Here is a 24,791-nt window from a genome sequence, read left to right as displayed (position 1 = left end):
CCGCGGGGACCGCGTGTCGTGCACAGCCTCGGACTGTGGGCACAATTGGCATGGCTGTTGGATGTGGCGCAACGGATGGGGAGGCAGGACGACGGTGGCGGAACGTAGCACGGCTGCCGTCGACGTGGCCGACAACAGCGGTGACGACCCGCTGACCGCCAAGGCGGACAAGGCCGCGACCGACGGGGTGGCGGAAACGCAGAAGGCGGCGGCGAAGACCGCCGAGGCCACAGAGAGCAAGGCGGGCGAGCGACAGGGCGGCGAACCGCCCTCCATCACCGCGCCCGAACTGCACAGCGGGCACAAGCTGGCGAGGCGTTACCGGCTGGAGGAGTGCGTCACCCGTCTGGACGGCTTCAGCAGTTGGCGTGCCGTCGACGAGAAGCTGCGGCGTGCCGTCGGGGTCCACCTGCTGCCCGCCGACCACCCCCGGGCCCGCTCGGTGCTGGCCGCGGCCCGATCCTCGGCGCTGCTCGGCGACCCCCGGTTCGTCCAGGTCCTCGACGCCGTCGAGGAGAACGACCTCGTGTACGTCGTGCACGAGTGGCTGCCCGACTCCACCGAGCTGACCGCGCTCCTCGCGGCCGGCCCGCTGGAGGCACACGACGCCTACCAGCTCGTCAGCCAGGTCTCCCAGGCCATGGCCGCGGCCCACCGCGAGGGTCTGGCACACCTCCGGCTCACGCCGAGCGCCGTCCTGCGCAGCTCCACCGGCCAGTACCGGATCCGCGGCCTCGCCGTGAACGCCGCTCTGCGCGGCATCACGGCCGATCGCCCGCAGCGCACCGACACCGAGGCCATCGGCGCCCTGCTGTACGCGGCGCTCACGCAGCGCTGGCCGTACGACAGCGACGCCTACGGACTCTCCGGCCTCCCCAAGGGCGTGGGCCTCCTCCCGCCCGACCAGGTGCGGGCCGGGGTCCACCGCGGCCTCTCCGAGATCGCCATGCGCGCCCTCGCCAACGACGGGGCCACCGCCTCGCGCCAGGAGCCGCCCTGCACGACTCCGGACGAGCTCGCCAAGGCCGTGGCCGCGATGCCCCGCGTCAAGCCGCCGGAGCCGACGTTCCCCACCCCGCCGGAATACCAGCGCACGACGTACCAGCAGGGCACCTACGGCCGGCCCCAGGTACGTCCCGTCGCCACCCAGCCGATCGTCGTGCCTCCTGCCCCGCTCCAGAGCCGTACCGGCACGGCACTGAAGTGGGCCGTCTCGGCTCTGCTGATCGCCGCCCTGGGCCTGGGCAGCTGGCAGATCGCCGACCGGCTGCTCGCCCCGGAGCCGAGCACCAAGACGCCGGTCACGTCTCCCACCGTCGACGAGAAGCCCGAGCCGCCCAAGCCGATCGCCATCAAGTCCGCCCATGACTTCGATCCGCTGGGCAACGGCGCGGAGAACCCCCAGACCATAGAGCTCGCCTACGACGGCGACCCCAGCACCTTCTGGCACACCGTGAACTACTACGGTTCCGACTTCGCCAACCTGAAGACGGGCGTGGGCATCGTCCTCGACCTGGGCACGGCCCAGAAGGTCAGCTCGGTCGACCTGTCGTTCCTGGGCCACACCTCGGTGGAACTCCGCACCGCGCCCTCCGCCGCCTCTTCGGAACCCTCCACGCCCGAGAGGTTCACGACCCGGGCCTCCGGCGAGGGCAGCAACGTGACACTGAAGCCCACCGAGCCGGTCACGACCCGCTACCTTCTGGTCTGGCTGACGCAACTCCCCGCCAACGACGGGGGCTTCCGCGGCAAGCTGGCCGAGATCAAGATCATGGGCTGACCACCGCAGGGGGAGGGGCTCACCGTTGGACGATCCGATAGACAAGGCCACAGACGACCAGGAGCTCTTGGCGCGCCATGTCGCCGGGGATCCCGACGCCTTCGGTGAGCTCGTACGGCGACACCGCGACCGTCTGTGGGCGGTGGCCCTGCGGACCCTGGGGGACCGCGAGGAGGCCGCTGACGCCCTTCAGGACGCCCTTCTGTCGGCCTTCCGGGCCGCCCACACCTTCCGCGGCCAGTCGGCCGTCACGACCTGGCTCCACCGCATCACGGTGAACGCCTGCCTCGACCGCGCCCGCAAGGCCGCCTCCCGCAGAACCTCCCCCGTCGACGACACCGACCGCTGGGAGCAGCTCCTCGACCCCCACGAGTCGGCCGAGGCCCCCGCCGAGCGCCGGGATCTCCATCGCGAGCTCCTGGCCGCCCTCGCCCGGATCCCCGCCGACCAGCGCGCCGCACTCGTCCTCGTCGACATGCAGGGATACCCGGTCGCGGAGGCGGCACGTATCCTCGGCGTCCCTACCGGAACCGTGAAAAGCCGCTGCGCACGAGGGCGGGCACGACTGCTCCCGATGGTCACTCATCTGCGCACCGACACAGTGGGTAACGAGGCCGCCGAAGGGGGAAGGAACCGGACGCCGGGGACATCCGTCCCACCGGTGCCGGGGCCGACGGATACCGGACCGACAGATCCAGCTGCTGTGAAGGGCGGAGGTGGGCGCGCGTGACTTCCACGACCGGCAAGGCCGACACGACACAGCACCCGGACGTCTCGGAGATCTCCGATCTGACCGAGGGGCTCCTCTCACCGACGCGCTCCGCCGCGGTGCGCCGCCATCTGGACGGCTGCCCCCTCTGCGCCGACGTACGGGCCTCCCTGGACGAGATCCGCGGTCTCCTGGGCACACTGCCCGGGCCGCCCCGCATGCCCGCCGAGATCGCCGGCCGGATCGATGCCGCGCTCGCCGCGGAAGCCCTCCTGCAGGCCACCGCGCCGGAGAGCGGCAGCCCCGTTTCACGTGAAACCGCGCGCGCCGGTAGCCAGCCGCTTCCCTCCGGCTCACCTTCTTCCCCCGCCGCGGAGCGCCCTGCGGGCAGGCCGAAGGCGGCCACCGGCCCCGGCCGCCCCGGAAAGCCCCGCCGGCGTCGGATCGCGCTCGTCTCCACGCTCGGCGCGGCCTTCGCCGCCGCCGTCCTCGGTACGAGCCTCTTCCTCAGCCAGGGCGGTGCTCCGACCGCGGGGAGCGCGGACACCGCCAAGAAGGCGGACGTCAACGCTGTCGCCACGAGCCCCTTCTCCGGGACGCCGGTCGAGGAACGTGTCCACGCGCTTCTGCGGGACGAGGGCGGCAAGACCGACACCCCCCAGGGAATCGGCCCGGAGTCCATGTCCGCCGAGAGCACCACCACCGCGCCCCAGCGGAACAGGGACAGCGCCATCCCTGCCTGCGTCCTGGCCGGCACCGGCCGTGCCGACGCCGTACTCGCCCACGAGCGGGGCGAGTACCAGGGGACACCCGCCTATCTGCTCGTTCTGGCGGACCCCACGGCCGGCACCCGGGTGCAGGCCTTCGTCCTCGACGCCTCCTGCGCCGCCCGGCCCACCACCACCGGAGGGCCCGCGGCCGAGGTGCTGCTCAGCCAGACGTACCCGCGCTCCTGACTCGCTCCGGAGCGCAGCCACGTGCCGCGCGGCACTCTCGGGAATGCATCCCCCGTAGGATCCGTTGGGTGGGGTGAGAGTGACCGAGACGACCGCCCCCGTAGGCAGTGGCAGTCTGCAGAGACGAGGAAGTAACCCGTGAGCGACGTCCGTAACGTGATCATCATCGGCTCCGGGCCCGCGGGTTACACCGCAGCGCTCTACACGGCCCGAGCGTCGCTGAACCCGCTGGTCTTCGAGGGCGCCGTCACCGCCGGTGGCGCGCTGATGAACACGACCGAGGTCGAGAACTTCCCCGGCTTCCGTGACGGCATCATGGGCCCGGACCTGATGGACAACATGCGGGCCCAGGCCGAGCGCTTCGGCGCCGAGCTGATCCCCGACGACGTCATCGCCGTGGACCTGACCGGCGACATCAAGACCGTCACCGACACCGCCGGCACCGTGCACCGCGCGAAGGCCGTCATCGTCACCACGGGCTCCCAGCACCGCAAGCTCGGCCTCCCCAACGAGGACGCGCTCTCCGGCCGCGGCGTCTCCTGGTGCGCCACCTGCGACGGGTTCTTCTTCAAGGACCACGACATCGCCGTCGTCGGCGGCGGCGACACCGCGATCGAGGAGGCCACCTTCCTCTCGCGCTTCGCCAAGTCCGTCACGATCGTCCACCGCCGCGACACCCTGCGTGCCTCCAAGGCCATGCAGGAGCGCGCCTTCGCCGACCCGAAGATCTCGTTCGCCTGGGACAGCGAGGTCACCGAGATCCACGGCGAGCAGAAGCTCAGCGGTCTGACCCTGCGCGACACCAAGACCGGCGCGACCCGCGAGCTGCCGGTCACCGGCCTCTTCATCGCCGTGGGCCACGACCCTCGGACGGAGCTCTTCAAGGGCCAGCTGGAGCTGGACGAGGAGGGTTACCTGAAGGTGGCCGCCCCGTCGACCCGCACGAACGTCACGGGCGTCTTCGGCGCGGGCGACGTCGTCGACCACACCTACCGTCAGGCCATCACGGCCGCTGGTACGGGCTGCTCCTCCGCGCTCGACGCCGAGCGCTTCCTGGCCGCTCTCGCCGACAGCGAGAAGCTGGCCGAGACCCCCGCGGTCTGATCCTCGTCCTTCCTCACCCCACACCCCGCGAAAACAAGGAGGCCGCCGTGGCCCTGAAGACTGTGACCGACGCTTCCTTCGAAGAGGACGTCCTCAAGAGCGACAAGCCCGTCCTCGTGGACTTCTGGGCCGCGTGGTGCGGCCCGTGCCGCCAGATCGCCCCGTCGCTGGAGGCCATCGCCGCAGAGCACGGCGAGATCGAGATCGTGAAGCTCAACATCGATGAGAACCCGGCCACGGCTGCCAAGTACGGCGTCATGTCCATCCCGACGCTCAACGTCTACCAGGGTGGCGAGGTCGTGAAGACGATCGTCGGCGCCAAGCCGAAGGCCGCCATCCTGCGCGACCTGGAAGGCTTCGTCGAGCCCGCGAAGGGCTGACACGCTCTCCGTTTCACGTGAAACGTGAAACACGAACGGCCCGCCCCGACAAGGGGCGGGCCGTTCTCGTGTTCCGACGCCGGACAGGCCGGAGCCCGGTCTGATCGGCAAGACCCCCTAGAGCGGTCGCAGGGCGGGCTCCTTCTTTACGGCGCCGAGCAGCCGGTCCAGAGCCATCTCGACGTCCTCCTTCCAGGAGAGCGTCGTCCGGAGCTCCAGCCTCAGCCGGGGGAACGCGTGGTGCGGCCGGACCGTCTTGAAGCCCACGGCAAGGAGATGGTCGGCCGGCAGCACACAGGCCGGTTCCTTCCAGCGGGCGTCTCCGAACGCCTCGATGGCCTTGAAGCCCCGCCTCATCACGTCCTTGGCCACGGTCTGTACGACCATCCGGCCGAGCCCCTGGCCCTGGTACCCGGGCATGATCCAGGCCGTCATCAGCTGCACGGCATCGGCCGCCACCGGACTCGTCGGGAAGGCCGTCGACCGCGGCACATAGGCGGGCGGAGCGTAGAGAACGTAGCCGACGGGCACGTCGTCCACGTAGACCACCCGGCCGCAGGACCCCCACTCCAACAGGACAGCGGAGATCCAGGCCTCCTTCTCCAGCTCCGGGTGCCCCGCCTTCACGGCGGCCTCACCGCTGACCGGGTCGAGCTCCCAGAAGACGCAGGAGCGACATCGCCGGGGAAGGTCCTCAAGGTTGTCCAGCGTGAGCGGTACGAGCCGACGCCCCACGGCTTCTCCTCGCTTCCCTCGCCATCGAGCATGGATACGCCTCTCAGAATCGTATCCATCGGACGATCAGGGGGACACCGCTCCAAGCCAAAGGGCGGACCGGACTCCGGTGAGACCGGAGTTCGGCCCGCCCTGGGCGGCCTCGGCGGAGCGGGGGGGCGTCAGCCCTGCCGGCTCTGCTCGGCGTTCTTGTGGTCCATGACCCGTCCCTCTCCGGGGGCCAGGGTCGAGAGGATCCGCTCCAGATCGTCCATCGAGGCGAACTCGACGACGATCTTTCCCTTCTTCTGCCCCAGGTCGACCTTCACCCGGGTCTCGAAGCGGTCCGAGAGCCGCGTGGCGAGCTCGGTGAGTGCCGGCGAGACGCGGGCACCGGCGCGAGGGCCCTTCGGCTTGACCGGCGAGGCGGACTCATCGGAGCCCATGAGGCTCACGATCTCCTCGACGGTACGCACCGAGAGCCCCTCGGCGACGATCCGGCAGGCCAGCTGGTCCTGGGCCTCCGGGTCCTCCACACCGACCAGGGCCCGCGCGTGGCCCGCGGAGAGCACTCCGGCGGCGACCCTCCGCTGCACCGGAAGAGAGAGCCGCAGCAGACGCAGCGTGTTGGAGATCTGCGGGCGGGAGCGCCCGATCCGGTCCGCGAGCTGGTCATGGGTGCAACCGAAGTCCTTGAGCAGCTGCTCGTAGGCGTGAGCCTCTTCGATCGCGTTCAGCTGGGCCCGGTGGAGGTTCTCCAGCAGGGCGTCCAGGAGCATCTTCTCGTCGTCGGTGTCCCGGACGATCGCCGGGATCCGCTCGAGACCGGCTTCCTTCGACGCCCGCAAACGACGCTCACCCATGACGAGCTCGTAGCGCTCGCCGTCGGCCTTGCGCACGACCACGGGCTGGAGCAGACCGACCTCCTTGATGGAGGTGACGAGCTCCGCCAGGGCGTCCTCGTCGAAGACCTCACGAGGCTGGTGCCGGTTGGGGACGATGAGGTCGAGCGGAAGCTCGGTGAAGTACGCCCCGGCCGGAACCTCCGGCAGGGCCACCGGCTCGGCCTCGCTCCACGCCCCCGCGTCGGGGGACTGGGTGCTGTGCGGGAGCGTCGCCAGCTTGGCGGCGGCCACACCCCGCTCCTGCGGAGCAGAAGGAATCAGCGAACCGAGCCCACGCCCCAATCCCCTACGTCGCTCGCTCACTGGATCCCCTCCGACATGCTGCGCTGGTAGTTCTGGTGCCCTGCATGGGCGTGCTGCGGGTCGTAGTGCACGGTGGCACCCCGCAGGGCGATCTCACGGGCCGCCTCGAGATACGACAGGGCACCGCTGGAGCCCGGGTCGTAGGTGAGGACCGTCTGCCCGTAGCTGGGCGCCTCCGAGATGCGGACGGACCTCGGAATGCTGGTCCGCAGCACCTCCTCGGCGAAGTGCGTGCGCACCTCGTCGGCGACCTGGGAGGCAAGCCTCGTCCGGCCGTCGTACATGGTGAGCAGGATGGTGGAGACGTGAAGTCCCGGGTTCAGGTGCCCCCGGACCAGCTCGACGTTCCGCAGGAGCTGCCCGAGACCCTCCAGCGCGTAGTACTCGCACTGGATCGGGATCAGCACCTCGGCCCCGGCGACCATGGCGTTGACCGTGAGCAGGCCGAGGGACGGCGGGCAGTCGATGAGGATGTAGTCGAGCGGCTGCTCGTAGGCCTGGATCGCCCGCTGCAGACGGCTCTCGCGCGCCACCAGCGACACCAGCTCGATCTCCGCACCGGCGAGATCGATGGTGGCGGGGGCGCAGAAGAGGCCCTCGACGTCCAGGACGGGCTGCACCACTTCGGAGAGGGGCCTGCTGTCCACCAGGACGTCGTAGATCGAGGGGACCTCGGCGTGGTGGTCGATACCCAGCGCCGTGGAGGCGTTGCCCTGCGGGTCCAGGTCGATGACCAGGACCCGGGCGCCGTGCAGCGCCAGGGAGGCAGCCAGGTTGACCGTCGTGGTCGTCTTGCCCACGCCGCCCTTCTGGTTGGCGACCACCATCACCCGAGTCCGGGCCGGGCGGGGAAGGCCCTCACCGGCACGGCCCAGGGCTTCTACTGCCAGCTGGGCAGCGCGACCAATGGGGGTGTCGTCCATCGGGGGCAATGTTTCACGTGAAACATCCTCCCCCGCCGATTCGGTTCGGGGACCGGGGACCGGATCGGTCATCGGTCCCGCGATGTTGGCGTCGGACCGCATGGATTCACTCTCCTCGGCTTCAGGCTCGCGACGAGCAGAGCCTGCCATGCTTTCGGGGTCGTGAACCAGCGAGGTCGGGGGTTCTGTGGGTGAATCCACCTCTGTGGACAACTCCGTAACCCTCGCGAGTGGTTTCACGCGGGGGCTACGGTCCCGGGGCGTTGCAGCCGCGCGGCCACGACTGATGATCCCCTGCAGCAGGGAGCGACGTTTCACGTGAAACACCATGCCCCTGCTGCACGGTCGGGGCCGTTCGACACTCCGAAATGGTACGTATACGACGCTTAGCGGCGTCGACGGGTCTTACTCGTCCGGGCGGCCTTGGCGCGCTTGGCAGCGAACCGCACACCGCCGGGGCTCTCACCGACCTCCACCCGGACCACCGTGGAGAGGGGATCCACGATGCCCTCACCCACCTGCAGCACCGAGGTCGCCACCACACCGAGCCTGGAGAGCGCGGCGCGAGCGCCGACGATCTCCTCCTCCGCGGTGTCGCCCTTGAGTGCCAGCATCTCGCCGTACGGGCGGAGCAGGGGAACGCCCCAGCCGGCCAGCCGGTCCAGGGGAGCCACCGCGCGAGCGGTCACCACATGGACGGGCGTGATCTTGCCGAGCATCTCCTCCGCGCGACCACGGACCACGGTCACATGGTCGAGGCCGAGCAGCTCGACGACTTCCTGGAGGAAGTTCGTCCGGCGCAGCAGCGGCTCCAGGAGGGTGATCTTGAGGTCGGGCCGGACGAGAGCCAGCGGGATACCGGGAAGACCCGCACCCGAGCCCACGTCGCAGACCGTCACGCCTTCGGGAACGACCTCCGAGAGGACGGCACAGTTCAGCAGGTGCCGTTCCCACAGTCGCGGGACTTCGCGCGGGCCGATCAGACCACGCTTCACACCCGCGTCCGCGAGGAGCTCCGCGTACCGCACAGCCTCCGGGAAGTGCTCACCGAAGACTGTCCGCGCCTGCTCGGGCGCCTCCGGGAGCTCCGCTGCCTCCGTCACGGGAACCGTCCTTCCGTACCGCACGCATTCCCTGCGAGCGCACTGTGGTGGCTGACTATCAGGCTGACAAAGATCGGCCCCGCCTGCGAACAGACGGGGCCGACACTACGAGAGGGATCAGGCCGGGAGCACGACGACGAAGCGCTCCGGCTCCTCGCCCTCGGACTCGCTGCGCAGACCGGCGGCGGCGATCGCGTCGTGCACGACCTTGCGCTCGAACGGCGTCATCGGGTCCAGCTTGACCGGCTGCCCGGTGGACTTGACCTCGTCCGCGGCCTTGGCGCCCAGCTCCGCGAGCTCGGTGCGCTTCTGGGCGCGGAAACCGGCGATGTCGAGCATGAGCCGGCTGCGGTCACCGGTCTCACGGTGCACGGCCAGGCGAGTCAGCTCCTGGAGAGCCTCCAGGACCTCACCGTCGCGGCCGACGAGCTTCTGCAGGTCGCGGCTGCTGGAGTCGCTGACGATCGAGACCGCGGCGCGGTCCGCCTCGACGTCCATGTCGATGTCGCCGTCGAGGTCGGCGATGTCGAGGAGACCTTCGAGGTAGTCGGCCGCGATCTCACCCTCCTGCTCGAGGCGGGTCAGGGTGTCGCCACCCTCGGCGGCGGCGGAGGTGATGCCTTCCGTCACGGATGGTCTCCTTCTTACTTCTTGGACGACGGGTGCTTGGGCCGCTGCTGGCCCTTGCGCTGACCGGACTTGCCCTGGCGAGAGCCTCCGGAGTTGGCACGGGGGCGCGCGGGCTTGTCGCCCTGCGCCTGGTCCTTCGCCTCGTCCTTCGTCTCGGCCTCAGCGCCGGCCTCGGCCGGAGCCTGCGGCTTCTTCTCCAGCGAGGTGGTCGCCTGCTCGGCGGCCGGCTCGGAGCTTTCCTCGGCGTCCTTCGCCGCGGCCTGCTGCACCGCGGCGGCCTGGCGCTGGGCCTTGGTCTGACGCTTGGGCTGCTGCCGCTTGGCGGCGGCGCCACCCTCGGCCTCGGCCACGATCGTGTCGCTCTTGATCACGGTGCCGTCGGCCTGGGCCGCGAAACCGGCCTTGCTCAGACCCGTGAAGAAGCGACGCTCGTTCTCGTTGCGGTCGCTGCCCTTGGCGACGATCACCTTGACGATGTTCTTCCGACGCCGGCCGCGGACCTCACCGTGGGTGGTGACGTTCTTCAGCAGGCGCTGGAGGTACGAGTCCTGAGCCTTGCTGCCCGGGGTCGGGTTCTGGTTGATCACGTACATCTGCTGGCCCATGGTCCACACGTTGGTGGTCAGCCAGTAGACGAGGACACCGACGGGGAAGTTGATACCCATGACGGCGAAGATCACCGGGAAGATGTACATGAGCATCTTCTGCTGCTGCATGTACGGGGTCTTCACCGAGAGGTCGACGTTCTTCATCATCAGCTGGCGCTGGGTGAAGAACTGCGAGGCCGACATCATGACGATCATGATCGCTGTGACGATGCGGACATCGGTCAGCGAGGCACCGAGGGCCGCAACGGCCTCGGGGGAGTCCATGAACTTCGAGGCGATGGGTGCACCGAAGATGTGCGCCTGCCGGGCGCTGTCGACCAGCTGCTGGTTGAGGACACCGATCTCCTTGCCCGAGGCGATCGAGGACAGCACGTGGTACAGGGCGAAGAAGAACGGCGACTGCGCCAGGATGGGAAGGCACGAGGAGAGCGGGTTGGTACCCGTCTCCTTGTACAGCTTCATCATCTCTTCGGACTGACGCTGCTTGTCGCTCTTGTAGCGCTCCTGGATCGCCTTCATCTTCGGCTGGAGCGCCTGCATGTTCCGCGTCGACTTGATCTGCTTGACGAACAGCGGGATCAGACAGATACGGATCAGCACCACGAGGGACACGATGGACAGGCCCCAGGCCCAGCCCGTGTCAGGGCCGAAGATCGCCCCGTACACCGTGTGGAACTGGACGATCACCCATGAGACAGGTGTGGTGATGAAGCTGAACAGACTGGCAATCGTGTCCACTAATCAGGCTCCTTGAGCATTGGGCGAGGTCTCTGCGGCCGGGCTCGTCTCGGCGGTGGACCCGCCCTTGTCGCCGCGCAGCGCGTTCCTCAGCATTTCGTGCCAGCGGGGGCGCTTACGCGCGGGGACATGGTCCACACCGCCGGGCGACCACGGGTTGCACCGCAGGATGCGCCAGGCGGTCAGGGCCGTGCCCTTGATCGCGCCATGCCGGTCGATGGCCGTGAATCCGTAGTGGGAACACGACGGGTAGTACCGGCAGACGGGGCCCAGGAGAGGGCTGATCGTCCACTGGTACAGCTTGATGAGAGCCAGCAGCGGGTACTTCATCGCGTGCCCCCTCCCAGCAGCCGCTGAAAAGCGGCGTCCAGGTCTCGGGCCAGCTGTGCGTGGTCGGCGTCACCGGCTCCGGGCAACGCCCGTACGACCACCAGGCTACCGGGGGGCAGCTCGGAGAGGCGGTCTCGGAGGAGATGGCGGAGGCGACGCTTCACCTGGTTACGCACGACCGCACCGCCCACGGCCTTGCTCACGACGAAACCCGCACGCGTCGGGGGAGCGCTCTCCCCAGGCGCGTGCGGGTCCGTAGCACCGCTGCGTAGGTGGACGACGAGGAGCGGGCGACCAGCCCGGCGACCTCGGCGTACCGCGGTTGCGAAGTCCTCGCGCCGCCTCAGCCGATTCTCGGTAGGCAGCACGTCATGACCTGTTTAAGTGGATCAGGCGGACAGGCTCGCGCGACCCTTGCCACGACGGTTCGCCAGGATGGCGCGACCGGCACGGGTGCGCATGCGCAGGCGGAAGCCGTGGGTCTTCGCGCGACGACGGTTGTTCGGCTGGAAGGTGCGCTTGCTCACTCGGGGGCTCCAGAAATGATTCGGGTGGTGGCGGGACATCGCCTGGCTGTCACCGTGCGCCCACGAGTAGCTCGTAACGCCCGATAGCACCGCTTCGCGACCACAAAGCGTGGTCTTTGCCCATCGGAGGCAGGCGGCAGCAGCCATCGACAACTCGACCTGGTCACGGTACGCGCGGCTACGCCATCCGGTCAAACCGACCTGTCGCCATGGTCCATTATGCACAGGCTGTGGACAACAACTTGAACCACGTCAGCCGCCCCGACTACCGTGGTGAGACTTCACGGTCTTTTCCGTTCTGTCCTCACCTGTCCTCACGGACTTCGACCCACCGTCCCCGAGAACCACAGCATCGTGGGACCTGCGAGAAAGCGTGCCCCGTGGCTGACGTACCTGCCGATCTTGCCGCAGTGTGGCCACGCGTCCTCGAGCACCTCCTCGGCGAAGGCCAGCAGGGGATCGAACCCAAGGACAAGCAGTGGATCGAGCGGTGCCAGCCGCTCGCCCTGGTCGCCGACACGGCCCTCCTCGCCGTACCCAACGAGTGGGGCAAGCGCGTCCTCGAAGGCCGGCTCGCCCCGCTGATCAGCGAGACCCTCAGCCGCGAGTGCGGACGCCCGATCCGGATCGCGATCACCGTCGACGACTCCGTCGGGGAGCCGACGCCGCCCGCGCCCCCGGCGCAGCAGCCCCGCTACGACGAGCGACCGCAGCACGAGCCGTACGAGAAGTACGAAGGCTACGGACACCGCCCGATGTCCGACGACGGGCTGCCGACCGCGCGCCCGGCCTATCCGGACTACCAGCAGCCGCAGCGCCCCGACCCCGGTGCCTGGCCGCGCACCCAGGAAGACCTGTCCTGGCAGCAGCCGCGGCTCGGCGGTTACCAGGAGCGCGCCCCGTACACCGGTCCCGAGCAGTCCCGGCAGCCCCGTTACGACGAGCCCTCCCGGGGATACGAGCAGCAGCAGCGGCCCGAGCGCGCCGAGCTGCCCGACCCGCAGGGCCCCGGCGCCCGCCCCGGCCCCCGGCCAGGCGGCGGTCCCGTCCCGGGCGGCCCCGGCTCCTCCTCCGGGCAGGGCGCCGGCCAGCCGAGCGAACAGCACGCGCGGCTGAACCCCAAGTACCTCTTCGACACCTTCGTCATCGGTTCCTCGAACCGCTTCGCGCACGCCGCGGCCGTCGCGGTGGCCGAGGCGCCGGCGAAGGCATACAACCCGCTCTTCATCTACGGGGAGTCGGGGCTCGGCAAGACCCACCTGCTGCACGCCATCGGCCACTACGCGCGGAGCCTCTACCCGGGCACACGTGTGCGGTACGTGAGCTCCGAGGAGTTCACCAACGAGTTCATCAACTCGATCCGCGACGGCAAGGGCGACGCGTTCCGCAAGCGGTACCGCGATGTGGACATCCTGCTCGTCGACGACATCCAGTTCCTCGCGAGCAAGGAGTCGACGCAGGAGGAGTTCTTCCACACCTTCAACACGCTCCACAACGCCAACAAGCAGATCGTGCTCTCCTCGGACCGGCCGCCCAAGCAGCTGGTGACCCTGGAGGACCGGCTCCGCAACCGCTTCGAGTGGGGTCTCACCACCGACGTGCAGCCGCCCGAGCTGGAGACGCGTATCGCGATCCTCCGCAAGAAGGCGGTCCAGGAGCAGCTCAACGCCCCGCCGGAGGTCCTGGAGTTCATCGCCTCCCGGATCTCGCGGAACATCCGCGAGCTGGAAGGCGCGCTGATCCGGGTGACGGCCTTCGCCAGCCTCAACCGGCAGCCGGTGGACCTGGGGCTCACCGAGATCGTCCTCAAGGACCTGATCCCCGGCGGCGAGGACAGCGCGCCGGAGATCACCGCTCCCGCGATCATGGCGGCCACGGCCGACTACTTCGGGCTGACGGTGGAGGACCTCTGCGGTTCGTCCCGCAGCCGCGTCCTGGTGACGGCCCGGCAGATCGCGATGTACCTGTGCCGCGAGCTGACGGACCTGTCGCTGCCGAAGATCGGCGCGCAGTTCGGCGGCCGCGACCATACGACGGTGATGCACGCGGACCGGAAGATCCGTGCCCTGATGGCGGAGCGACGCTCCATCTACAACCAGGTCACCGAGCTGACCAACCGCATCAAGAACGGCTGAGCAACCGCCGCCGCAGGCGCGGCGCGAGCAGTGACCGAAGGGCGCCCAGGGACACCTCCCGAGGCGCCCTTCGGCATTCCTGCCCAGGACACCCCCTGGCCCCTGACGCCGCGTCTGACGCCGCACCGACCCCGCTCCGAGACGCCCGTGGATGCTCTCGGACCCTCTCCGCGGACGCCTTCGGGCCTTCTCCGGGCCCTCTTCGGGCCCTCTCCAGGGGCACCCCCGTTCGCCGTACACAGCGGTGTACGGCAGGCGATGTTCGATTTCTCCGTTCCGGTGGCGGGTTCTCCACAGATTGGGGCATGATCTCCCGTCCACAGGGTGGGGACTGTCGAGTTATCCGGACTGTGTCCACAGGTCGGCCTACTGACATGTCATCACTCCAGGTCAGACCCTTGTGGATTTGTTGGCAACCTCTCTCCACAGCCTGTGGATGAATTTTTCGTCCACAGGGGGTCCCCAAAGTTGTCCACCGGCTGCCCACAGGGGGGCCTCGGTTGCCCACAGCTTCTCCACACCTCTGTCCACTGTTCGGCAACGAATCACCCAAGCTCACCGTGTCGAGTGAAAGCGGTCACACCAAAGGAGACGGTTGGGCTGTGGGGAACGTGGGTAAAGCTGGGGACAGCGCTGGGGAGAACTCCCCATGACCTGTGTATCGGGTGTGCAGAACTTTTCGGTGTCCACAGAGAACCCCAGTTGTCCACGGGTTCCACCCACAGGGTCGGTGGACAAAAAAGTGGGCCTGACCTGCGAAAACGACGTTATCCACCGTTTCCACAGGCCCTACTACTACTCCTACATAGAGTTAGCTAGGAATCCGTTTCGAAGTGGGGCCTGTGCACAACTTGGCGTCGGAGCTCCGACGCGCTCTCGTCGCGACTTGACCCCGAGCAGCACCGAGTGTCGGCGGCGTACGTCAGACTGGTTCTCGCAGTCGACGAAGAGCCAGCAACAGCAGGAGGCGGTTCCGGTGAAGATCCGGGTGGAGCGCGATGTACTCGCCGAGGCGGTGGCCTGGGTGGCCCGCAGCCTCCCGGCCCGTCCGCCGGCGCCCGTACTCGCGGGCCTTCTCCTGAAGGCCGAGGACGGCGCGCTGAGCTTCTCCAGCTTCGACTACGAGGTCTCCGCCCGGGTGTCGGTCGAGGCCGAGGTCGAGGAGGACGGCACCGTTCTCGTCTCCGGCCGGCTGCTCGCCGACATCTGCCGCGCCCTCCCCAACCGTCCGGTGGAGATCTCCACAGACGGTGTACGGGCGACCGTGGTCTGCGGCTCCTCCCGCTTCACCCTCCACACCCTGCCTGTGGAGGAGTACCCGGCGCTGCCGGAGATGCCCACCGCGACCGGCACCGTCCCCGGTGAGGTCTTCGCCTCCGCCGCCGCCCAGGTGGCCATCGCCGCCGGCCGTGACGACACGCTGCCCGTCCTCACCGGTGTGCGTATCGAGATCGAGGGCGACACGGTCACCCTGGCCTCCACCGACCGCTACCGCTTCGCGGTCCGCGAGTTCCTGTGGAAGCCGGAGTCCCCGGACGCCTCCGCGGTCGCCCTGGTGCCCGCGAAGACCCTCCTGGACACCGCCAAGGCACTCACGAGCGGCGACACGGTCACCCTGGCGCTCTCGGGCTCCGGCAAGGGCGAGGGCCTGATCGGCTTCGAGGGCGCGGGCCGCCGCACCACCACCCGTCTCCTGGAGGGCGACCTCCCGAAGTACCGGACGCTCTTCCCCACCGAGTTCAACTCGGTCGCGGTGATCGAGACGGCCCCGTTCGTCGAGGCCGTCAAGCGCGTGGCCCTGGTCGCCGAGCGCAACACCCCGGTCCGGCTGAGCTTCGAGCAGGGCGTCCTGATCCTGGAGGCCGGTTCCAGCGACGACGCACAGGCTGTGGAGCGGGTCGACGCGCAGCTGGACGGCGACGACATCTCGATCGCCTTCAACCCGACCTTCCTCCTGGACGGCCTGAGCGCGATCGACTCCCCGGTCGCCCAGCTCTCCTTCACGACCTCCACGAAGCCGGCGCTCCTCAGCGGCAAGCCCGCCCTGGACGCCGAGGCGGACGAGGCCTACAAGTACCTGATCATGCCGGTGCGGCTCAGCGGCTGACGCCTGGCGGTTCATGCCGGAGGTCCGGGGGACGTCCCCCGGACGGCACGGAATGCGGGTACGCCCGAGCGGCTGACCTGCCTCACAGGGGTCGTCGACTGAGCGGCTGACCCCACAGGTGTGCACCGGGGTCCGGGCGTAGGCTCGGACCCGGGTAAACCGCACACGACGCTTAAGGAATCTCTGATGGAGCTCGGTCTCGTCGGTCTCGGCAAGATGGGCGGCAACATGCGCGAGCGCATCCGCCGCGCAGGCCACACCGTCATCGGATACGACCGCAACCCGGACCTCGCCGATGTCCACAGCCTCGAAGAGCTTGTGGGCAAGCTCAAGGGTCCGCGGGTCGTGTGGGTCATGGTTCCGGCCGGTGCCGCGACCCAGTCCACCATCGACGAGCTGGCCGACCTGCTCTCCCCCGGCGACATCGTCGTGGACGGCGGGAACTCCCGCTGGACCGATGACGAGAAGCACGCCGAGGAGCTCGCCGCCAAGGGCATCGGGTTCGTCGACTGCGGCGTCTCCGGCGGCGTCTGGGGCCTGGAGAACGGCTACGCACTGATGTACGGCGGTTCCGTCGAGGACGTGGCGAAGGTCCAGCCGATCTTCGACGCGCTCAAGCCCGAGGGCGAGTTCGGCTCGGTCCACGCGGGCAAGGTCGGCGCCGGCCACTTCGCCAAGATGGTCCACAACGGCATCGAGTACGCGATGATGCAGGCCTACGCCGAGGGCTGGGAGCTCCTGGAGAAGGTCGACTCCGTCACCGACGTGCGCGAGGTCTTCCGCTCCTGGCAGGAGGGCACGGTCATCCGTTCCTGGCTGCTGGACCTCGCGGTCAACGCGCTGGACGAGGACGAGCACCTGGACGAGCTGCGCGGCTACGCGCAGGACTCCGGCGAGGGCCGGTGGACCGTCGAGGCCGCCATCGACAACGCCGTACCGCTGCCGGCGATCACCGCGTCGCTGTTCGCGCGGTTCGCGTCCCGTCAGGACGACTCGCCGCAGATGAAGATGATCGCCGCGCTGCGCAACCAGTTCGGTGGCCACGCGGTCGAGTCCAAGAAGTAATCCACAGGTTGTGCACCACCCGGTGCACAACCGCCGGGGGAAGGTCGGCGCACCATGCACGTCACGCATCTCTCGCTGGCCGACTTCCGCTCGTACGCCCGGGTCGAGGTTCCGCTCGACCCGGGCGTCACCGCGTTCGTGGGCGCCAACGGCCAGGGCAAGACCAATCTCGTCGAGGCCGTCGGCTATCTCGCGACCCTCGGCAGCCACCGCGTCGCCTCGGACGCCCCGCTCGTACGGATGGGGGCGGAGCGCGCGGTCATCCGGGCCGCCGTCACCCAGGGCGAGCGCTCCCAGCTGGTCGAGCTCGAACTCAACCCGGGGCGGGCCAACCGCGCCCGTATCAACAGGTCCTCCCAGGTCAGACCGCGTGACGTGCTGGGAATCGTCCGGACGGTGCTGTTCGCGCCGGAGGACCTCGCCCTGGTGAAGGGCGACCCCGGCGAGCGCCGGCGCTTCCTCGACGAGCTGATCACGGCGCGTACGCCGCGTATGGCGGGCGTGCGCTCCGACTACGAGCGCGTGCTCAAGCAGCGGAACACGCTCCTGAAGTCGGCGGCGATGGCCCGGCGGCACGGCGGGCGAGGCCTGGACCTGTCGACGCTCGACGTCTGGGACCAGCACCTCGCGACGGTCGGGGCGGAGCTCCTCGCCCAGCGCCTCGACCTCGTCCACACCCTGCAGCCGCTCGCCGACAAGGCCTACGAGCAGCTCGCGCCGGGCGGCGGCCCGATCCTGATGGAGTACCGGTCCTCCGCGCCGGGCGCCGGGCACACCCGCGAGGAGCTGTACGGGCAGCTGATCGCCGCCCTCGCCGAGGTCCGCAAGCAGGAGATCGAGCGGGGCGTCACGCTCGTCGGACCGCACCGGGACGAGCTGCTGCTCAAGCTCGGCGACCTGCCGGCGAAGGGGTACGCGAGCCACGGCGAGTCCTGGTCGTACGCGCTGGCCCTGCGCCTCGCCTCGTACGACCTCCTGCGCTCCGAGGGCAACGAGCCGGTCCTCGTCCTCGACGACGTCTTCGCCGAGCTCGACGCGCGGCGGCGCGAGCGGCTCGCGGAGCTGGTGGCGCACGGCGAGCAGGTGCTCGTGACGGCGGCGGTGGACGACGACGTGCCGGGGGTCCTCGCGGGGACGCGGTACCGGGTGGCCGGCGGGACGGTGGAACGGGTATGAGCGAGCAGCAGTCCTTCGGGGCCGGTTCCCCGGAGCCGACGGCCCCCAAGGTTCCGGAGAGCTCGGGCGTCGACCTGGCGCGGGTCGCGCTGCGCGCCGCCAAGGAGCAGGCGAAGGCGCGGGGCGCCGCCGCCCAGCAGAAGAAGCAGGCCCGGCGCGGGGGCGGCCTGCGCTCCGGCGCGCGCGCCGACGGGCGCGACCCGATGGCGCTCGGCGCCGCGATCAACCGGCTGATCACCGAGCGCGGCTGGGAGACCCCGGCGGCGGTCGGCGGTGTCATGGGGCGGTGGCCGCAGATCGTCGGCGAGGACCTGGCGAAGCACTGCGTACCGCTGAAGTTCGACGACGAGCCGGACGCGCGGGTGCTCACCGTGCAGTGCGACTCCACGGCGTGGGCCACGCAGCTGCGGCTGCTCGCGCCGCGGTTGGTGGCGCGGCTCAACGAGGACCTGGGGCACGGGACGGTGCGGGTGATCAAGGTTCTGGGGCCGGGCGGGCCTCGGCGCGGGTACGGGCCGTTGCGGGCGCCGGGGTCCGTGGGGCCCGGAGACACGTACGGGTAGCAGTCGGCTCCGGCCTCGCGGTGCGGGCCAGGCCGTGGCCGTGTGGTCCCAGGTCCTCGCGGTGCGGGTACTTCCCGGTGCGGGTACCTCGCGGTGCGCGTACCTCGCGGTGCGCGTGCGGGCGGAGGGCGCTGCACCGGGGGCTTTGTGCCCGGACTCACCGGCCTCCGGTGACGGGGTGGACCCCGGGATGTGACGCGCGTGGACCGCGTCCCCACGCCGAGCGACAACTCGAAGCGCTAGGCGGCCTCCAGAGGCCTCTGGAGACCCTGTGTGGATATGGGGAGTCGTCTTGGTCCCGCTCAGGGCGGCACATGCGGACTCAGGGACCGGCAAACCCCCATGAGTGTCGGCGCTACCGGTAGACTGGGAGACAATCCCGCCACCCTGCGGAACATGTCGAACGACGCAGCCGCTCCCGTATGCCCGGAGAACGGCCTGTGCTGTGCCAGAAAGGGCGCTTCGTGGCCGATTCCGGCAACCCCAACGAGAACAACCAGTACACCGCCAGCAACATCCAGGTCCTTGAAGGCCTGGATGCCGTGCGCAAGCGCCCTGGCATGTACATCGGCTCGACCGGCGAGCGCGGTCTGCACCACATGGTGCAGGAGGTCGTCGACAACTCGGTCGACGAAGCCCTGGCCGGCCACGCGGACACCATCGACGTGACGATCCTGGCCGACGGCGCCGTGCGCGTCGTCGACAACGGCCGTGGCATCCCCGTGGGCATCGTGGCCTCCGAGGGCAAGCCGGCCGTCGAGGTCGTGCTGACCGTGCTGCACGCGGGCGGCAAGTTCGGCGGCGGCGGCTACGCCGTCTCCGGCGGTCTGCACGGTGTCGGTGTCTCGGTCGTGAACGCCCTGTCCACCAAGATCTCCGTCGAGATCAAGACGGACGGCCACCGCTGGACGCAGGACTACAAGATGGGCGCCCCGACCGCGCCCCTCGCGCAGCACGAGGCGACCGACGAGACCGGCACCTCGGTCACGTTCTGGGCCGACCCGGACATCTTCGAGACCACCGAGTACTCCTTCGAGACGCTCGCGCGCCGCTTCCAGGAGATGGCCTTCCTCAACAAGGGCCTCACCCTGACGCTCACGGACGAGCGCGAGTCGGCGAAGGCCACGGTCGGTGCGGACGACCCGGAGGCGGAGGCCGCGGAGCCGACCGCGCGCACGGTGAAGTACCACTACGAGGGCGGCATCGTCGACTTCGTGAAGTACCTCAACTCGCGCAAGGGCGAGCTGGTCCACCCCACCGTCATCGACCTCGAGGCGGAGGACAAGGACAAGGCCCTGTCCCTCGAGGTCGCGATGCAGTGGAACAGCGGCTACAGCGAGGGCGTGTACTCCTTCGCCAACATCATCCACACCCACGAGGGCGGCACGCACGAGGAGGGCTTCCGTGCGGCGCTGACCTCGCTGATCAACAAGTACGCGCGCGACAAGAAGCTGCTCCGCGAGAAGGACGACAACCTCACGGGCGACGACATCCGCGAGGGTCTGACCGCGATCATCTCGGTCAAGCTGAGCGAGCCGCAGTTCGAGGGCCAGACCAAGACCAAGCTGGGCAACACGGAGGCGAAGACCTTCGTCCAGAAGGCGGTCTACGAGCACCTCAACGACTGGCTCGACCGCAACCCGGTCGAGGCCGCGGACATCATCCGCAAGTCGATCCAGGCCGCCACCGCGCGCGTGGCCGCCCGCAAGGCGCGCGACCTGACCCGTCGCAAGGGTCTCCTCGAGTCGGCGTCGCTGCCGGGCAAGCTGTCCGACTGCCAGTCGAACGACCCGGTCAAGTGCGAGATCTTCATCGTCGAGGGTGACTCCGCCGGCGGCTCGGCCAAGTCCGGCCGTAACCCGATGTACCAGGCCATCCTGCCGATCCGCGGCAAGATCCTGAACGTCGAGAAGGCCCGGATCGACAAGATCCTGCAGAACACCGAGGTCCAGGCGCTGATCTCGGCCTTCGGCACCGGAGTCCACGAGGACTTCGACATCGAGAAGCTCCGCTATCACAAGATCATTCTGATGGCGGACGCCGACGTCGACGGTCAGCACATCAACACCCTGCTGCTGACCTTCCTCTTCCGCTTCATGCGGCCGCTGGTCGAGGCCGGTCACGTCTACCTCTCCCGTCCGCCGCTCTACAAGATCAAGTGGGGCCGGGACGACTTCGAGTACGCGTACTCGGACCGGGAGCGGGACGCCCTCGTCGAGCTGGGCAAGCAGAACGGCAAGCGGATCCGCGAGGACTCGATCCAGCGCTTCAAGGGTCTCGGCGAGATGAACGCCGAGGAGCTGCGCGTCACCACCATGGACGTCGAGCACCGTGTCCTCGGCCAGGTCACCCTGGACGACGCCGCCCAGGCCGACGACCTGTTCTCGGTCCTGATGGGCGAGGACGTCGAGGCACGCCGCTCGTTCATCCAGCGCAACGCCAAGGACGTTCGCTTCCTCGACATCTGAGTCGGTCTCAGCTGACCGTACGAAAGGACTGACGACCAGCAATGGCCGACGAAAACACCCCGACCGGGACCACCGAAGAAGAAGAGCCCGTCCTGCGCATCGAGCCCGTCGGGCTCGAGACCGAGATGCAGCGCTCGTACCTCGACTACGCGATGTCCGTCATCGTGTCCCGCGCGCTGCCCGACGTACGGGACGGCCTCAAGCCCGTCCACCGTCGCGTGCTGTACGCGATGTACGACGGCGGCTACCGGCCCGAGAAGGGCTTCTACAAGTGCGCCCGCGTCGTCGGTGACGTCATGGGTACGTACCACCCGCACGGCGACTCCTCGATCTACGACGCGCTCGTCCGCCTCGCCCAGCCCTGGTCGATGCGGATGCCGCTCGTCGACTCCAACGGCAACTTCGGTTCCCCGGGCAACGACCCGGCCGCCGCCATGCGGTACACCGAGTGCAAGCTCATGACGCTGTCGATGGAGATGCTCCGGGACATCGACGAGGAGACCGTCGACTTCCAGGACAACTACGACGGCCGCAACCAGGAGCCGACGGTCCTGCCGGCCCGCTTCCCGAACCTGCTGATCAACGGCAGCGCCGGTATCGCGGTGGGCATGGCGACCAACATCCCGCCGCACAACCTCCGCGAGGTCGCGGCCGGTGCGCAGTGGGCGCTGGAGCACCCCGACGCCAGCCACGAGGAGCTCCTCGACGCGCTCATCGAGCGGATCAAGGGCCCGGACTTCCCCACGGGCGCGCTCGTCGTCGGCCGCAAGGGCATCGAAGAGGCCTACCGCACCGGCCGTGGCTCGATCACGATGCGTGCCGTCGTCGAGGTCGAGGAGATCCAGAACCGCCAGTGCCTGGTGGTCACGGAACTGCCGTACCAGACCAACCCGGACAACCTCGCGCAGAAGATCGCCGACCTGGTCAAGGACGGCAAGGTCGGCGGCATCGCCGACGTCCGCGACGAGACCTCGTCCCGGACCGGCCAGCGCCTCGTCATCGTGCTCAAGCGCGACGCCGTCGCCAAGGTCGTCCTCAACAACCTGTACAAGCACACCGATCTGCAGACGAACTTCGGCGCGAACATGCTGGCGCTCGTCGACGGTGTGCCGCGCACGCTCTCGCTCGACGCGTTCATCCGCCACTGGGTGTCGCACCAGATCGAGGTCATCGTCCGCCGGACGAAGTTCCGGCTGCGCAAGGCCGAGGAGCGCGCCCACATCCTGCGCGGTCTGCTCAAGGCGCTCGACGCGATCGACGAGGTCATCGCCCTCATCCGGCGCAGCGACACGGTCGAGATCGCCCGCGGCGGCCTGATGGACCTGCTCCAGATCGACGAGATCCAGGCCAACGCGATCCTGGAGATGCAGCTCCGCCGGCTCGCCGCCCTGGAGCGCCAGAAGATCGTCGCCGAGCACGACGAACTCCAGGCCAAGATCAACGAGTACAACGCGATCCTGGCCTCGCCCGAGCGCCAGCGCGCGATCGTCAGCGAGGAGCTGGCCGCCCTCGTCGAGCGGTTCGGCGACGACCGCCGGTCCAAGCTCGTGCCCTTCGACGGTGACATGTCCATCGAGGACCTGATCGCCGAGGAGGACATCGTCGTCACCATCTCGCGTGGTGGCTACGTGAAGCGGACGAAGACCGAGGACTACCGCTCGCAGAAGCGCGGCGGCAAGGGCGTGCGCGGGACGAAGCTGAAGCAGGACGACATCGTCGACCACTTCTTCGTCTCCACCACCCACCACTGGCTGCTCTTCTTCACCAACAAGGGCCGGGTCTACCGGGCCAAGGCGTACGAGCTGCCGGACGCCGGCCGGGACGCGCGCGGCCAGCACGTGGCCAACCTGCTGGCCTTCCAGCCGGACGAGCAGATCGCCCAGATCCTGGCGATCCGCGACTACGAGGCCGCGCCCTACCTGGTGCTCGCCACCAAGGCCGGCCTGGTGAAGAAGACCGCGCTGAAGGACTACGACTCGCCCCGCTCGGGCGGCGTCATCGCCATCAACCTCCGGGAGACCGAGGACGGCAGCGACGACGAGCTGATCGGGGCCGAGCTGGTCTCGTCCGAGGACGATCTGCTCCTCGTCAGCAGGAAGGCGCAGTCGATCCGCTTCACGGCGACGGACGACGCGCTGCGCCCGATGGGACGCGCCACTTCGGGCGTCAAGGGGATGAGTTTCCGCGCTGACGACGAACTGCTCTCGATGAATGTCGTCCGGCCGGGTACGTTCGTCTTCACCGCGACCGACGGCGGGTACGCGAAGCGCACCCCCGTCGACGAGTACCGCGTCCAGGGCCGTGGCGGCCTCGGTATCAAGGCCGCCAAGATCGTGGAGGACCGTGGCTCGCTCGTGGGCGCGCTGGTGGTCGAGGAGACTGATGAGATCCTCGCCATCACGCTGTCCGGCGGTGTGATTCGTACGCGAGTCAACGAAGTCAGGGAGACCGGCCGTGACACCATGGGCGTCCAGCTGATCAACCTGGGTAAGCGTGATGCCGTCGTCGGCATCGCACGAAACGCCGAGGCCGGCAGCGAGGACATCGACGACGACGCCGATGCCGAGGACGCCGTCGAGGCGACCGAGGCCGCGGTGGTCGAGGCAGTCGAGGGCGCGGAGCCCTCGGCCGGGGAGCACGAGGAGTAAGAGCGTGAGTGGAGCCACGGGCGCCGGATCGGCGGCCGCCGGAGCTTCTGCTGGTGCTGGAGCGAACGGCGCCCGTGGCCCCGCCACGGACTCCCAGGGGGTTGCGGTGACGGACACTCGGGGGCAGCAGCCCTCGTACGAGAGCTACAGCGGGCCACTGCCCGGCGAGCGCACGGGTGCGCAGCAGCCGGGCGGCCCGTACCACCCGCCGCAGGCGTACGGCGCTCCGGCGCCGGGCGGCCAGACCGGCGGGGTCGCGGGCGGGACGCTGGGCGGCCAGACGAGCGCCCAGGCCATGCGCCGGCCGCGTACGGGGGCACGCACCACGCCCCGTACGCGCAAGGCGCGGCTGAGGGTGGCCAAGGCCGATCCGTGGTCGGTGATGAAGGTGAGCTTCCTGCTCTCCATCGCGCTGGGCATCTGCACGGTCGTGGCCGCGGCGGTGCTGTGGATGGTCATGGACGCCATGGGCGTCTTCTCGACGGTCGGCGGCACGATCAGCGAGGCCACGGGCTCGAACGAGTCCAACGGCTTCGACCTGCAGTCGTTCCTGTCGCTGCCGCGGGTCCTGATGTTCACCTCGGTCATCGCCGTCATCGACGTGGTCCTGATGACCGCGCTGGCGACGCTGGGCGCGTTCATCTACAACCTGTCGGCGGGCTTCGTCGGCGGTGTCGAGCTCACGCTGGCCGAGGACGAGTGACCGACGCGTGATCTTCGTGGGGGCCTGAGGGAACCGATTTTGGGACTGGCCCCCACGTGCGCTAATGTTCAGGAGTCAGCGCGCGGGACACACACCGTAAAGCGCGGCGGGGCTATAGCTCAGTTGGTTAGAGCGCATCCCTGATAAGGATGAGGCCACAGGTTCAAATCCTGTTAGCCCCACAGTAATGATCGGCCCGGACGGTTCACCCGTCCG

22 protein-coding genes and 1 tRNA gene are annotated in these 24,791 nt (G+C 69.2%); 14 read left to right on the top strand and 9 right to left on the bottom strand.

Annotated elements, in window-relative coordinates; translation table 11 throughout:
- The first annotated feature begins 94 nt into the window (after positions 1-94).
- The 5 genes from OG580_RS17885 to trxA all read left to right on the top strand — a co-directional run bounded on the left by OG580_RS17885 (position 95) and on the right by trxA (position 4,929).
- Positions 95-1,780 (top strand): protein kinase family protein, encoded by a 1,686-nt coding sequence (locus OG580_RS17885; protein WP_267044678.1) that lies wholly within the window; start codon positions 95-97, stop codon positions 1,778-1,780.
- Positions 1,781-1,805: 25 nt separating this feature from the next.
- Entirely contained in the window at positions 1,806-2,510 is a 705-nt protein-coding gene (sigM, locus tag OG580_RS17880; protein ID WP_267044677.1) for an RNA polymerase sigma factor SigM, read from the top strand.
- Complete coding sequence (locus OG580_RS17875; RefSeq protein ID WP_267044676.1) at positions 2,507-3,445, top strand: zf-HC2 domain-containing protein; 939 nt, start codon at positions 2,507-2,509, stop codon at positions 3,443-3,445. The genes sigM and OG580_RS17875 overlap by 4 nt, the downstream gene beginning before the upstream one ends.
- Positions 3,446-3,583: 138 nt before the next feature.
- A complete protein-coding gene (gene trxB, locus OG580_RS17870; RefSeq protein WP_267044675.1) occupies positions 3,584-4,549 on the top strand; it encodes a thioredoxin-disulfide reductase in 966 nt (321 codons plus the stop codon).
- A gap of 47 nt (positions 4,550-4,596) precedes the next feature.
- A complete protein-coding gene (gene trxA, locus OG580_RS17865; protein WP_323182571.1) occupies positions 4,597-4,929 on the top strand; it encodes a thioredoxin in 333 nt (110 codons plus the stop codon).
- 117 nt (positions 4,930-5,046) lie between these two features.
- Here trxA and OG580_RS17860 read toward each other — a convergent pair whose 3' ends face one another.
- The 9 genes from OG580_RS17860 to rpmH all read right to left on the bottom strand — a co-directional run bounded on the left by OG580_RS17860 (position 5,047) and on the right by rpmH (position 11,710).
- Positions 5,047-5,664, bottom strand: coding sequence for a GNAT family N-acetyltransferase (locus tag OG580_RS17860; RefSeq protein WP_267044674.1), 618 nt, complete (start codon positions 5,662-5,664; stop codon positions 5,047-5,049).
- A 161-nt stretch (positions 5,665-5,825) separates the two neighbouring features.
- A complete protein-coding gene (locus OG580_RS17855) occupies positions 5,826-6,851 on the bottom strand; it encodes a ParB/RepB/Spo0J family partition protein (protein WP_267044673.1) in 1,026 nt (341 codons plus the stop codon).
- Positions 6,848-7,924 (bottom strand): AAA family ATPase, encoded by a 1,077-nt coding sequence (locus OG580_RS17850; protein WP_323182570.1) that lies wholly within the window; start codon positions 7,922-7,924, stop codon positions 6,848-6,850. The genes OG580_RS17855 and OG580_RS17850 overlap by 4 nt, the downstream gene beginning before the upstream one ends.
- Before the next feature lie 236 nt (positions 7,925-8,160).
- Entirely contained in the window at positions 8,161-8,877 is a 717-nt protein-coding gene (gene rsmG, locus OG580_RS17845; RefSeq protein ID WP_267044672.1) for a 16S rRNA (guanine(527)-N(7))-methyltransferase RsmG, read from the bottom strand.
- A 117-nt stretch (positions 8,878-8,994) separates the two neighbouring features.
- On the bottom strand, positions 8,995-9,507 hold the full coding sequence (locus tag OG580_RS17840; protein ID WP_267044671.1) for a R3H domain-containing nucleic acid-binding protein: 513 nt from the start codon (positions 9,505-9,507) through the stop codon (positions 8,995-8,997).
- A gap of 14 nt (positions 9,508-9,521) precedes the next feature.
- Positions 9,522-10,853, bottom strand: a complete 1,332-nt coding sequence (gene yidC / locus OG580_RS17835; protein ID WP_267044670.1) for a membrane protein insertase YidC — start codon at positions 10,851-10,853, stop codon at positions 9,522-9,524.
- Positions 10,854-10,856: 3 nt separating this feature from the next.
- A complete protein-coding gene (gene yidD, locus OG580_RS17830; protein ID WP_215065479.1) occupies positions 10,857-11,183 on the bottom strand; it encodes a membrane protein insertion efficiency factor YidD in 327 nt (108 codons plus the stop codon).
- On the bottom strand, positions 11,180-11,551 hold the full coding sequence (gene rnpA, locus OG580_RS17825) for a ribonuclease P protein component (protein ID WP_267044669.1): 372 nt from the start codon (positions 11,549-11,551) through the stop codon (positions 11,180-11,182). The genes yidD and rnpA overlap by 4 nt, the downstream gene beginning before the upstream one ends.
- A gap of 21 nt (positions 11,552-11,572) precedes the next feature.
- On the bottom strand, positions 11,573-11,710 hold the full coding sequence (rpmH, locus tag OG580_RS17820; protein WP_006381191.1) for a 50S ribosomal protein L34: 138 nt from the start codon (positions 11,708-11,710) through the stop codon (positions 11,573-11,575).
- A gap of 380 nt (positions 11,711-12,090) precedes the next feature.
- Between rpmH and dnaA the strand changes: the two genes are divergently transcribed.
- The 9 genes from dnaA (at position 12,091) to OG580_RS17775 (ending at position 24,757) form a co-directional block, all read left to right on the top strand.
- A complete protein-coding gene (dnaA, locus tag OG580_RS17815) occupies positions 12,091-13,845 on the top strand; it encodes a chromosomal replication initiator protein DnaA (RefSeq protein ID WP_267044668.1) in 1,755 nt (584 codons plus the stop codon).
- Positions 13,846-14,821: 976 nt separating this feature from the next.
- Positions 14,822-15,952, top strand: coding sequence for a DNA polymerase III subunit beta (dnaN, locus tag OG580_RS17810; RefSeq protein WP_041130169.1), 1,131 nt, complete (start codon positions 14,822-14,824; stop codon positions 15,950-15,952).
- Between the two features lie 186 nt (positions 15,953-16,138).
- Entirely contained in the window at positions 16,139-17,017 is an 879-nt protein-coding gene (gnd, locus tag OG580_RS17805; RefSeq protein ID WP_267044667.1) for a phosphogluconate dehydrogenase (NAD(+)-dependent, decarboxylating), read from the top strand.
- Positions 17,018-17,071: 54 nt separating this feature from the next.
- Positions 17,072-18,193 carry a DNA replication/repair protein RecF gene (recF, locus tag OG580_RS17800; RefSeq protein ID WP_267044666.1) on the top strand — a complete coding sequence of 374 codons (1,122 nt, stop codon included), beginning with the start codon at positions 17,072-17,074 and terminating at the stop codon, positions 18,191-18,193.
- Complete coding sequence (locus tag OG580_RS17795) at positions 18,190-18,756, top strand: DUF721 domain-containing protein (protein WP_267044665.1); 567 nt, start codon at positions 18,190-18,192, stop codon at positions 18,754-18,756. Before recF ends, OG580_RS17795 begins: the two co-directional genes overlap by 4 nt.
- A gap of 440 nt (positions 18,757-19,196) precedes the next feature.
- Entirely contained in the window at positions 19,197-21,224 is a 2,028-nt protein-coding gene (gene gyrB / locus OG580_RS17790) for a DNA topoisomerase (ATP-hydrolyzing) subunit B (protein ID WP_267044664.1), read from the top strand.
- Positions 21,225-21,265: 41 nt separating this feature from the next.
- On the top strand, positions 21,266-23,872 hold the full coding sequence (gene gyrA, locus OG580_RS17785) for a DNA gyrase subunit A (RefSeq protein ID WP_267044663.1): 2,607 nt from the start codon (positions 21,266-21,268) through the stop codon (positions 23,870-23,872).
- A 106-nt stretch (positions 23,873-23,978) separates the two neighbouring features.
- Positions 23,979-24,575: a DUF3566 domain-containing protein gene (locus OG580_RS17780; protein ID WP_267044662.1), complete on the top strand. Its 597-nt coding sequence runs from the start codon at positions 23,979-23,981 to the stop codon at positions 24,573-24,575.
- A gap of 108 nt (positions 24,576-24,683) precedes the next feature.
- Positions 24,684-24,757: transfer RNA gene (locus OG580_RS17775), tRNA-Ile, on the top strand.
- Positions 24,758-24,791 lie beyond the last annotated feature (34 nt).

The sequence above is a fragment of the Streptomyces sp. NBC_00094 genome, assembly GCF_026343125.1.
Classification (GTDB): domain Bacteria; phylum Actinomycetota; class Actinomycetes; order Streptomycetales; family Streptomycetaceae; genus Streptomyces.
This window is presented reverse-complemented; position numbering and strand designations above follow the sequence as displayed.